Origin of the sequence: Maritimibacter sp. DP1N21-5 (assembly GCF_019218295.1) — a bacterium.
Taxonomy (GTDB): Bacteria; Pseudomonadota; Alphaproteobacteria; order Rhodobacterales; family Rhodobacteraceae; genus Maritimibacter.
Genome location: NZ_JAHUZF010000006.1, coordinates 373648 through 385263, shown reverse-complemented (window position 1 = coordinate 385263; position 11616 = coordinate 373648). Strand labels below are relative to the sequence as shown.

Below are 11616 nucleotides of genomic sequence, written 5' to 3'. Positions count from 1 at the left end.
GCGCTTCCGACGTGACGTGCGAGCTCGCGCAGCGGTGAGGGGCGTCAGTCGGGACGCGAAACGAACCGTTCGAGGTCGCGTGGCGCGATCGGCTTGTAGAGCACGCCGACCCCGGCCTTTCGCGCGGCTTCCTCGACCTCGGGCGAGCGGTTGGCAGTGACGAGCCGGACCGGCACCCGGCCATAGGCGTCACGCAGCTTCGCAATGGTGGTAAGCCCGTCCATCCCCTCGCCCAACTGATAATCAACGAGCATCACGTCAGGCACCATATCGAGGTCCGCCATGAGGGTGAGCGCCTCTTCCCCGGACTCGACGTCGATCACATCCACGCCCCATTTCTCGAGGAGCAACGTCATTGCCCGGCGCAACTCGGCGTCGTTTTCGATCAGGAGCGCGACCGCCCCGAGTTCGGGCCCGCTCGGCACATCGGTGCGCCCGAGCGTCACCCCCGCCGTGGCTGCGCCCCAGCCCCGTGTCACCGGCAAGTCGATCCCGAAACAGGTGCCGCGCCCGACGACCGAATTCAGGTGGATCGGGTGGCCAAGCTGGGCGCAGGCCCGGTCCACGATGGCGAGCCCCAGCCCCATCCCGGCACTGGCCGAGGCCGAGACACCGAGCCTGTGGAATTCCTGGAAGATCCGCTGTTGTTCGCCTTCGGGGATGCCGGGGCCGGTGTCCCAGACTTCGACCCGGGTGCGGTCGTTCGCTTCGCGCCGCGCGCCGACAAGGACCCGGCCCGTCTCGGTATAGCGGATCGCGTTGGACATGAGGTTCTGGAGGATGCGCCGAAGGTAGGTCGGATCGCTTTCAACCACCTGCGTCGATGGCAGCACGCGCAGGTCGATCCCCTTGGCAGCTGCCGCAGGCGCATATTCGTCGCGCAGCTGGCGCATCATCGGGGCCAGCGGGATGGGCAGGATCGACAGGTTGGAATGCCCCGCCTCCAGCTTGGAAATGTCGAGCAGCGCCGAGAGGATGTTCTCGACGCTGGCCAGGGCGTTCTGGGCCTTCTGAAGCACGATCTTGGCCCCGTCACTGGCCGCATCATCCTCGGCGGAGGCAACGAAGAGCTTGGCCGCCGACAGGGGTTGAAGCAGGTCGTGGCTTGCCGCCGCCACGAAACGTGACCGGGCTGCGTTGGCTCGTTCGGCCTTGCCCAGCGCGTCCTCAAGGTCCAGCGTGCGTTGTTTCACCCGCGCCTCGAGGCTCTCGTTCGCGCGGGTGATTTCCTCCATCGTGCGCCGCTCCGCGGTGACGTCCGCGACCGACATCACGAAGCCGCCATCGGGCAGATCCTCGGCCGAGACGACCAGCACGCGGCGGTCCCTCTGGGTGACTTCGAAACGGATCGGCAGACGCGGCGCCTCGCCCTTGACCCAGGCGCGGATGTCGCTGCCTTCGACACCCGAAATCTCGGTCATGTCCTCGGCAAAACTTTGATACATCGCCTCGAAATCGCGCCCGATGCGCAGATGGGTCATCGACAGGCCCAGAAGATAGCCGAGACGCTGGTTGAACCCGGCGAGCTTGTTCTCGCGGTTGGAGATGCAGACGCCCACCGTGATATGTTCGAGCGTCGCGCGGATCATGCGCGCCTGATCGTCGAGCATCCGGCCCCGCGCCTCGCGTTCGGACATGACGATGTCGGTGACGTCCGTTTGCAGGATCACCGTGCCGTCGTCAGGCGTGCGGTGCTCGGAAATCTGCATCCAGCGGTCGCCCATGACGTGGATGTTGAACACCACATGCCGGTCGCGGTGGCGCGACCGCCGCCGCCGAGCCCAGGCCTCGGAATTGTCCTTGTCGGTCAGGTCGAGAAAGGCCGACTGGCTGACCATCTCGACGTATTCGGTGAAAGACAGGCCTTCGCGAAGCTGCGCCCGGATATCGGGAAAGAAGCTCGCGAAGCGCGAGTTGTACATGACGAGGTAGTCGTCCTTGTCGAAGAGCGCGAAGCCTTCCTGGATGGTTTCGATCGCGTTGGCGAGGTTGCGGCGTGCAGTGCCGAGATCGCGGTTGGCCTCGGCCAGCCGTGCGTTCGACACCGACAGCAGGTCGAGCGTGTGCTCGAGGTCCACGGTGCGCTGGCGCACCTCTTCCTCGAGGAGTGCGGCGCGCTGGAACTGGGCATAGGCCGCGCCATGTTCGGCGTTGCGCTGCTCCACCTGCTTCATCAGCACGTCGACGATGGTCAGGAGCTTGTCCCGCGTCCGCTCCGGGCTGTCGGTCGGGTTGAGCAGCGCCTCCGAGCGCAAGGGTCGGTGGTCGTCTGGCATGGATCCGTCGCTCATCGCTCGACCCCGGCGGCAAGCGAGGCACCGGGCGGATAGATCGCGACGCCGGTGAAGGTCTGGTTCACATGGATGGCGCCGATCTGTTCGCCGTAGGTCGAGAACCCGCGCACGTTGTGGCGGGAGAGGAGGTCGGAGACGCCAGTCTTCTTCTGGCTCATTTCCGCTTCCAGCCGGCGGAAGACGCAGTCGCAGGCGAGGATCAGCGCCGGGTTGGCGGACGCCGCCAGATCATCGAGCGCCCGCGACAGGTGATCGACCATGTCGTCCGGCCGGGCCAGTGTCAGGACAACACCCTCGTCGATGGCGGCGAAAAAGGTCATCTCTCCGTTCTCGTCCGAGGACTTGATCGAGCGGACATGGTGCTTGCCGCCGACGCGGACCACCACGGGGTTCGCCGCAAAGACGTGATCGTCGAGCAGCATCGGGTCCATCCCGATGAGCCGGGCGTATTCACGCGCGGCGGGTTCGGCGTTGATTTCCTTCACCACCCGGCGTTCGGGGTCGGCGCGGGTCACGACCATGCGCGTCTCGGTCGCCTGGAAGTGGTCGTAGGAAAACACCTTCACCGGGCAATCGGTGCGAAAGAAGGTGAGAACGGCGGCGTTCTGGATCATCTCGTGTCCGTTGAGGACGAAGGTTTCCTCGAACCGGTCACCGTCGCCCGCCGAGCCCCCGAAGAGCGGCACCGCCCCCAATCCCGAGGCCAGCGCGGCGGTCAGTTGATCCTCGCGGGTGGACAGGCCATCGACCAGCAGGAACGCGAATTCATGGGTGAAGGTCGGGTGCCGGCGCATGAGGTTTTGCCGCGCCCGGATGAGCCCCCCCATCAGGTCCTGCGGCGCCAGCGCCTTCAGGTTCGGGACGAGCAGCGTCTCCACCCCGAAGTGATCGGTGGGAAAGGCCATGGCGACGATCTTGCCCTCGTCATAGCCCGCCGACGACAGTTCGCCCGCCGTGGAACAGCCCATGATGCGGGCCTTGGGAAACTCGCTCTGAAGCTGCATGGCAAGCGAGGCCCGGCTTGCCGTGTAGGAGAAGAACAGGAGCACGGTCGAAAACGGCCCCGGACCCAGCGCCTTGGAGATCTTGCGGATCGCGCCGGGGTCGTTGGCCTCGGCTTCGGCCGAGCGCACGAAGGGCGCGTGGGCCAGCGGCGTGCGCGTCGTCAGTTTGATGCCGGACATGTCTGGGGCTCCTCCTTCCCCGATGCGCAGCCTGAACGGTCGTCAGCTGTCTGGCAAGTCGGTTGTCTGCCCCTTCGATTGTCGGCCCGTCAATTGTCGGGCAGGAGCGAATTGAAGTTCGCCTCCTGCGCGATCAGCACTGCCTGCGTGCGGCTCTGCACCCCGAGCTTGCGCATGATGGCGGTCACATGGGCCTTGACGGTGGTCTCCGCGATCGACAGCTCATAGGCGATTTGCTTGTTCATCTGCCCTTCGCAGATCAACTGCAGGATGCGCGCCTGCTGGCGGGTCAGGTGGCTGATCCGGACGAGCGCATCCTCGCGGGCCGAGAGCGGCGCGTTCGGGTCGGCATCGTTCAGCGCGTCCTCGGGGACATATACCTCGCCCCGTGTGATCTGGTCGAAGGCTTTCTGAAAGGTGTCGCGCGGCGAATGCTTGGGCAAGAAGCCTGCCGCCCCGATCCGGATGGCCGAGCGCACGACGCGGGGTTCGGACACGGAGGACACGATGACCACCGGCGTTTCGGGACAGGCCTTGATCAACCGCACCAGCCCGTCGAGCCCGTTCACATCCGGCAGGTTCAGATCAAGCAGGATCACATCCGTCGGTCCCGCTTCGGCGAGATAAGCGAGCCCCTCTTCAAGCGTGCCACGGGTTTCCACGTTGGCGATCCCGATGGTCGCCCGGAGCGTCATGGACAGCGCGTCGCAGAAAAGCGGGTGGTCATCTACGATCAATGCGGAATTCAAGGCGCCCTCCATCCGTATGGTCGTGGTTCGCTTCAGGCCTCTTGCGGCGTCTTGTGCCATGCCCATGGTTCGTCCTGCCCTGCATCGACTGCTTCACCCGACCATAACCACCGCGGGTCGCAGGGGGTATTGGCATAAGGTCTAGGTCCGGACAGCTTCCCGCAGGACGTGTGTTAACCTTCGCGCAGGACCGCAGAAAAAGAAACGTCGAACTTGGGGCTAAGTGGCGGGCCCGCCCTCGTCCTGTGGGATCATGTCGACGCGCTGACGGCTCTTCTGTCCGCCGGAGGTGCGCATGTTGCCCTTGATCGGTGCCACGTCGAAATAGTCGCGCCCGAAGGCAACCACCACGTGATCCTCGCCGGCCACCATGTCGTTTGTCGGATCGAACTCGATCCATCCCGCATCACGGCCGCACCAGGCCCGGACCCAGGCGTGCATCGCATCGGCACCTTCGAGCCGCGCCTGTCCCTCTGGCGGATTTGTCCGCAGAAAGCCCGAGACATAGCCCGCCGGGATGCCCAGCACGCGCAGGGCGCCGATCATGATATGGGTGAAGTCCTGACAGACCCCGTGCCGGGCGGCAAAGGCCTCGGCCAGGGGCGTATCGACGGCGGTAACCTCGGGATCGAATGCCATCTCGGCGTGAAGGCCGCTGCAGACCCGCCAGGCCGCGTCGCGCACGTCGGACGCGCCCGCCGTGGTCGTCATGGCCCAGTCTGTGACGCCCGCGTCGAAGCCCACGCGCGGCGAGGGTGCGAGATAATGCTGCGGACTGTCGGGTCCGATGTCGCGAAGCACGGCGAGTTCGGCCGGGAGCGCGCCGAGCGACGTTGGGGCTCCCGCCGTCCCCTGCCCCGGCAACCGCTCGACCCGCGCCCGCATGAGAAAGGACTCGCGCTCCAAGGGGCGGTCGTAGCGGAGCGTCGAGACGGCATTGCCGAAGAAATCGACACGGTCGCTGCGCTCCACCGGAAGTGGGTCACAGTCCAGCGAGGCGGCCACGACACGCTGCACGCCTTCGATGGTGCGCGGCAGCATTCGAAGCACATGGCGCCCGCTGTCGGCGGCGGCGTCATAGTGGTAGTCGATGGAAAGGCGGATGTCGTAAAGCATTGTGCGGCTTATGAAATCACGATGTCAGTGAAGGTAATTCGCGTCGAGCAGCATGTGGAGCTGGCTGCTGTCGCGGATCAGGCGGTCGAGCGTCCGGTCGGTCACGTCCTCGGCCCGGACCGAGGCGAGCCGGGTAACGAGTTCGACCACACGCACCTGAAACGGCGTCATCCGGTCATCCTCGGGGTGCGGAAGATAGTCGGCATGTTCCCTGAGCGCCTCGAATTGCAGATGCACGGACCGGGGGTTCATGTCGTCCAGAAGCAAAAGCTCGATCACCGTGCGCCGGTCGGTCTCGACCGTATAGCGGCGGCGGTGGGTCATGACGCTGTCGCCGACCTCGATGGCAAGGTCGAAGGCACCCGCTGGCGCTTTCGCGTCCACGCAGGCCCGCACGAGCGACAGCGTGTCGAGCCCTCGCTCGATGGCCCGCCCAAGGCTCAGGAACCGCCAGCCCATGAAGCGATACATGTTCTCGTGAACGAGCCCCGAAAACCCGACGATCTTGCGCAGGAGCACGGAATAGGCCCGCGCCGCGTCGTCCCCAGCCGACACACGCTCGGCGAAATCGGCCAGCGTGCGTTGCAGGTCGACCAGCGCGTTCCAGCCGTCGACCGAGAAGCGGTCCCTGACCGCCCCTGCCGAGCGGAGCGCGGCGGCGAGATCGGCAGTCAGCTGCTGCGGGATCGGCTCGGCGGCATCAATCCCGCTGAAGGACAATTGTTTCGCGATGAATTCGGTGATCGGGTATTCCCCGGTCCCCATTTCGGCCAGCCTCAGGTGATAGGCGCGGATCAGCCGGATGTTGAACTCGACCCGTTCGACATAGCGCCCGAGCCACAGCAGGTTGTCGGCCGCGGTCGAGGGCAAGACCCCAAGGTCCGAGCGCTTGTAGGCGGTGCCCGAAGCCGGCAAGAGCGTTTCCCGGTCGGCATCGGCAGGGCTCTCCGAGACGACCCAGACATCGGCCACCGACCCGCCCCGTTGCATCGCAACGTCGTGCCCCGTGTCGGGCGATCCGATGCGGGCAAAGCCGCCGGGCATGACCCGCCATCCGCCGATGGAGCGGGCGAGGAAGACACGCAGCGACATGGGCCGCGCCTCGAGCCGGCCCTTGACCAACGCGGGGGCCGTCGAAAGCGACAGGTTTTCCTGTGCGGCGAGATGCGCGCCGTTCTGGCGCACCCAGTCGGGGTTGACCGGCTTGCCGCCCGTCGTCGTGCCGCCGACAACCGCCATCGGCCCTTGATCCGCGGGCAGCCGCGTCGACATGGCGTCGTCAAGGATCATGCGGTCGAGGTTCTTGATTGCGTACTCGCGCGCCGCCTCGTCACCGCACCACCAGGTGGCGATGTTCGGCATGGTCAGGGGGTGGCCCAGGATATGACGGGCGATGCGCGGGGTGAAAGCCATCATCGCGCGCGCCTCGAGCACGCCGGACCCCAAAGCGTTGACCATGGTGAACGCCTCATTGCGAAGCGCGTCGACCATGCCGGGGGTGCCGATCTGCGACCCTTCTTCAAGCTCGAGCGGGTCGATCCAGCCCGAATCCATCCGCCGCCAGAGCACCTCGACCGGGTTCAGCCCGTTCACGGTGCGCACCATGAGCTTGCCGTCCTGCACGGTCAGGTCGCTCCCTTGCATGAGCGAGAACCCGAGGTAGCGTGCGATATAAGCGTGTTCGAAGTAGGTGTCGTTCAGCGGCCCGGGGGTCAGGATGCCGACCCGGCTTGACGACGTTGTCGTCATGCCCTGAAGCGCATCGCGGAAATGGCGATAGAAACTCGCGAGCCGCCTGACATTGGCCTTCCGGATGATCTTGGAAAAGGCCCGGTTGGTGGCCATCCGGGTCTCGAGCGCGAAACCCGATCCCGATGGCGCCTGCGTGCGGTCGCCCATGACCCACCAGTCGCCCCCTGGTCCGCGTCCGATATCGAAGGCGACATGATGCAGGAAATACCCGCCGCGCGGCCGGACACCGACCATGGGCCGAAGCCACTCCGGGTTCGAGGCGAGCATGGAGGGCGGCAGGAGGCCATCCGCGACCAGTCGCCCCTCGCCATAGATGTCGGCCATCATCGCTTCGAGCAATTCGGCGCGCTCGATCAGCGCCGTCTCGATCCCGCGCCATTCTTCGCCGTCGAGCACGAGCGGCAGATGCGACAGGGGCCAGTCACGTTCAGCGGAGCCCGTCTTGCCATACTGCCGGAAATAAACGCCTGCATCGCGCAGATACTGGTCGGCCCGCGCCGTCGACAAGTCGAGTTCCTCGCCCGACATCTCGGCAATCGCCTTGAGGAGCGGACGCCAGACCGGCCTGAGGGTGCCGTCGGCCTGAAACAACTCGTCCGCGACGCCCTCTCGGCAGGTGTAATCGCCCAGGAGCCGCGCGAACTCCTCATCCGTCAGCGCGGTCGGAAGGGTTTGCATGTCTGTCTTCTCCCTCCCTATTCCGCGTCGGTCCGCCCACTAGAGACCGGACCTGCGCCGCAAGTCCAGCGTCATCGGAAACTCGGGATGCGGGACCTCGGGCGCGGGCCAGTAGGTTCCCGGGGTGTGGCCGAGCTTCTCGAATCTGGCCAGCCGCCGCGCATCCGCTTCGTTTCCGTTCACTGGGAAGGTGTCATAGCTGCGCCCGCCCGGATGTGCCACGTGATAGGTGCATCCGCCCAGCGCGCGGCCGGTCCATGTGTCGAAAATGTCAAAGACGAGCGGCGCGTTCACCGGCAGGACCGGGTGAAGCGCCTCGGCCGGTTGCCAGGCCTTGAAGCGCACGCCCGCCACGCTCACCCCGCTTTGGTCGGTCCGGGTCAGGGGCAGCGCGCGCTGGTTGCAGGTGACGATGTAGCGCCCAGGTTCTGTGGCCGTCAGCTGCACCTGCATCCGCTCCACCGAGCTGTCGGTATAGCGCACGGTGCCACCGATCGCCCCGCGCTCGCCCAGCACGTGCCAGGGTTCGAGCGCCTGCCTGAGTTCCAGATGCACGCCCTCGTATTCGACCTCGCCCGCGAAGGGGAAGCGGAACTCCTTCTGCGCCTCGTACCACTCCGACCGCATGTCGAAGCCATGGGCCGACAAGTCGCGCAGCACGTCGAGGAAGTCCTGCCAGACGAAATAGGGCAGCATGAACCGGTCGTGGAGCGTCGTGCCCCAACGCACCGGCTTGCCCGTCGCGGGCTTGTCCCCGTAGCGGGCCAGAAGCGCCCGGATCAGCACCTGTTGGGCCAGGCTCATCTTGGCGTCCGGCGGCATCTCGAACCCCCGGAATTCAACGAGCCCCAGCCGCCCGGTGGGTCCGTCCGGCGAATAGAGCTTGTCAATGCAGATCTCGGCCCGGTGGGTGTTGCCCGTGACGTCGATCAGGATGTTGCGCAGGAGCCGGTCCGTCAGCCAGGGCAGCGCGGGCGGCCCGTCCTCGGGCCCGCCGATCTGGTCGAGCGCGATCTCGAGTTCATAGAGCGTATCATGCCGCGCCTCGTCGATCCGGGGGGCTTGAGACGTCGGCCCGATGAAAAGACCGGAGAAAAGATACGACATCGAGGGATGGCGCTGCCAGTGCAGGATCAGCGACTTGAGCAGGTCGGGTCGCCGCAGGAAGGGGCTGTCGTTCGTGGTCATGCCGCCGACGACGACGTGGTTGCCGCCGCCGGTGCCCGTATGCTTGCCGTCGATCATGAACTTGTCGGCACCCAGCCGCGACTGGCGGGCATCCTCGTAGACGCCGTTGGTAATCGCCACGCATTCCGCCCAGTTGGTCGCCGGGTGGATGTTCACCTCGATCACCCCCGGGTCGGGGGCCACTCGGATCACGTTCAGCCGCGGGTCACCGGGCGGGGTGTAGCCTTCGATATGCAGCGGAAGCTTCAGGGATTTCGCCGTCCCTTCGGCCACCGCGATCAGCTCGAGATAATCCTCAAGCGCCTCGACCGGCGGCATGAAAAGGCACAGCCGCCCGTCGCGCGGCTCGCAGGCGATGGCGGTGCGCACCCGTCCGCCGCCCGCATCGAGGTATTGCTCGACGATCTCCTGATGTTCGGTCGCCTCGGCTTCCTTGACCGCGGACACCGGCTGCTCCCGGGTCTCGGTCACCTCCGGCGCGGAAAGCTCTTCGCGTGCGATCCGGTCGATCTCGGCGATCACGGCGGCGCGGCTTGCGTGATAGTCGGGCAGCGGCGCGCGCGCGATGGTCGGGTCCTGCACGTTGATATAGGGGTAATCAGCCGCCGAGATATGGGGCAGACTGCCCAGCGGCAGACGAAATCCCACCGGACTGTCACCGGGCACGAGGAACAAATGCCCGCGCCGTGTCTTCCACTTCTCGCTCATCCAGCGGGTGCCGGTGGCCTTGGATTGCCAGCGCTGCACCGGCAGGACGAATCCCGCCGGGTTTTCGAGTCCGCGCGCGAAGACCTTGGCGATCCGCGCCCTTGTCTCCGGGTCCTTGAGCTTGGAATCCCGCGGCGTCACGTTGAGCGGAAGGTCCGCTTCCTTGAGGATCCACTCCGCCGGATCCTCATAGGTCGGTTGCACGTGGCCCGGCTCGATCCCGAGATTCTGGGCGAAGCGCTCCATGAAAGCGCTCGCCTGATCCCCCGTCGCGCCCTCCTGCCCTTCTTCGGCGATCAGCGTCTCGTCGGACCACACGGGCTTGCCGTCGCGCCGCCAGTAGAGCGAGAAGGTCCAGCGCGGCAGGGTTTCGCCCGGATACCATTTGCCCTGCCCATAATGCAGGAAACCGCCCGGCGCGAAGCGGTCGCGCAGCTTGCGGATCAGGACATCCGCCCGGTCACGCTTGGTCGGCCCCACGGCGGCGGTGTTCCACTCGTCGCTCTCGAAATCGTCGATGGAGACAAAGGTGGGCTCGCCTCCCATAGTCAGCCGCATGTCCTGTTTCGCGAGCGCTTCGTCCACCGTGTGACCGAGCGCATCGAGCGCCTCCCAGGCCTCGTCCGAGAAGGGCTTGGTAATGCGCGGATGCTCGGAAACGCGATTGACCTTCATGTCGAAGTGAAACGTCGTCTGGGTGTCCGCAGGGGCGGAATAGCCGCCCACGATGGGGGCGGCGTTGCGGTAATGCGGTGTCGCTGACAGGGGGATATGGCTCTCGCCGGTCAGGAGCCCCGAGGTCGGGTCGAGCCCGATCCAGCCCGCGCCGGGCAGAAACACTTCGCACCAGGCATGCAGGTCGGTGAAGTCGTGATCGGTCCCCGCCGGCCCGTCCAGCGACACGAGATCAGGCTTGAGCTGAATGAGATAGCCCGAACAGAACCGCGCGGCGAAACCCAGATGCCGCAGCACGTTGACCAGAAGCCAGGAGGTGTCGCGGCAGGACCCCTTGGCGAGGGTCAGTGTCTCTTCCGGCGTCTGCACCCCCGGCTCCATCCGGATGACATAGCCGATCTCCTGCTCGAGCCGGGCATTGATGTCGACGAGCATGTTCACCGTGCCCCGCGGCGTCTTGTCGATACTGTCGACAAAGGCCTTCACCTTCGGGCTAAGAGGCTCGGGCGTGCGGTAGATCGACAGGTCGGAGAGAAATTCGTCGGGATAGTCGAACGGCCATTCCTGCGCCTCTTCGTTCACGAAGAAATCGAAGGGGTTGTAGACGGTCATATCGGCGACCAGATCGACCTCGATCTTGAACTCGCGCACGGGCTCCGGGAACACGAACCGGGCCAGCCAGTTGCCATAGGGGTCCTGCTGGTGGTTCACGAAATGACCGCCGGGGCTGACCTTGAGCGAATGCGAGATCACCCGGGTCCTGGAATGCGGTGCGGGGCGCAGGCGAATGAGCTGCGGGCCCAGTTGCACCGGGCGGTCGTAGACATAATGGGTCAGGTGGTAGATGGCCGCGTTGATGGACATGTGCTCTCTTCGGTCTGGGGAAACGCACGCTGGGTCCCGGTCAGAGTTTCACCTTTCCAAAGTCCAGACAATAGTCGGAGGCGGGGCGTCCGGGGCTGAAAGGGGCAGCGCACCGCACGCGTGCGCAACTGCCTCTTTTTGCGACATATTTCGGATGGGACAGCATGAGCGCGCGACTTGGCGGCGACGGCCGGGCGCCGCTGCGCGGACATCGCAGAACGATCCTTGGGACGACGCAAGACGGTTCCGCAGACGCGGGAATGGGAAGGCGATACTGCGGGAAAATGGCAGCCCGTAGGGGAATCGAACCCCTCTTTCCAGGTTGAAAACCTGGCGTCCTAACCGATAGACGAACGGGCCGCGCTTGGCGTGAGGCGGGTTCTAAGAAAACGGCGGCGGGAGAGCAAG

General features: G+C 65.7%; 6 protein-coding genes and 1 tRNA gene. All 7 read right to left on the bottom strand.

Annotation, left to right across the window (positions count from 1 at the left end; all coding sequences use genetic code 11):
• Positions 1-44 precede the first annotated feature (44 nt).
• The 7 genes from KJP29_RS09490 to KJP29_RS09460 all read right to left on the bottom strand — a co-directional run bounded on the left by KJP29_RS09490 (position 45) and on the right by KJP29_RS09460 (position 11568).
• Entirely contained in the window at positions 45-2291 is a 2247-nt protein-coding gene (locus tag KJP29_RS09490; protein WP_255553524.1) for a PAS-domain containing protein, read from the bottom strand.
• Positions 2288-3478 (bottom strand): FIST N-terminal domain-containing protein, encoded by a 1191-nt coding sequence (locus KJP29_RS09485; protein WP_218463330.1) that lies wholly within the window; start codon positions 3476-3478, stop codon positions 2288-2290. Before KJP29_RS09485 ends, KJP29_RS09490 begins: the two co-directional genes overlap by 4 nt.
• Positions 3479-3567: 89 nt before the next feature.
• The gene (locus KJP29_RS09480) at positions 3568-4239 is read right to left on the bottom strand and encodes a response regulator transcription factor (protein WP_218464901.1); all 672 of its coding nucleotides are present in this window, start codon (positions 4237-4239) and stop codon (positions 3568-3570) included.
• 207 nt (positions 4240-4446) lie between these two features.
• Positions 4447-5343: a transglutaminase family protein gene (locus tag KJP29_RS09475; RefSeq protein WP_218463329.1), complete on the bottom strand. Its 897-nt coding sequence runs from the start codon at positions 5341-5343 to the stop codon at positions 4447-4449.
• A 24-nt stretch (positions 5344-5367) separates the two neighbouring features.
• The gene (locus tag KJP29_RS09470; protein ID WP_218463328.1) at positions 5368-7773 is read right to left on the bottom strand and encodes a circularly permuted type 2 ATP-grasp protein; all 2406 of its coding nucleotides are present in this window, start codon (positions 7771-7773) and stop codon (positions 5368-5370) included.
• Positions 7774-7812: 39 nt separating this feature from the next.
• Positions 7813-11208 (bottom strand): DUF2126 domain-containing protein, encoded by a 3396-nt coding sequence (locus KJP29_RS09465; RefSeq protein ID WP_218463327.1) that lies wholly within the window; start codon positions 11206-11208, stop codon positions 7813-7815.
• 285 nt (positions 11209-11493) lie between these two features.
• Positions 11494-11568: transfer RNA gene (locus tag KJP29_RS09460), tRNA-Glu, on the bottom strand.
• Positions 11569-11616 lie beyond the last annotated feature (48 nt).

Excerpts from the sequence above, each read along its gene's own strand:
- KJP29_RS09470 (WP_218463328.1), bottom strand. The coding sequence starts at position 7,773 with ATGCAAACCCTTCCGACCGCGCTGACGGATGAGGAGTTCGCGCGGCTC.
- KJP29_RS09485 (WP_218463330.1), bottom strand. The coding sequence starts at position 3,478 with ATGTCCGGCATCAAACTGACGACGCGCACGCCGCTGGCCCACGCGCCC.
- KJP29_RS09475 (WP_218463329.1), bottom strand. The coding sequence starts at position 5,343 with ATGCTTTACGACATCCGCCTTTCCATCGACTACCACTATGACGCCGCC.
- KJP29_RS09465 (WP_218463327.1), bottom strand. The coding sequence starts at position 11,208 with ATGTCCATCAACGCGGCCATCTACCACCTGACCCATTATGTCTACGAC.
- KJP29_RS09490 (WP_255553524.1), bottom strand. The coding sequence starts at position 2,291 with ATGAGCGACGGATCCATGCCAGACGACCACCGACCCTTGCGCTCGGAG.
- KJP29_RS09480 (WP_218464901.1), bottom strand. The coding sequence starts at position 4,239 with ATGGAGGGCGCCTTGAATTCCGCATTGATCGTAGATGACCACCCGCTT.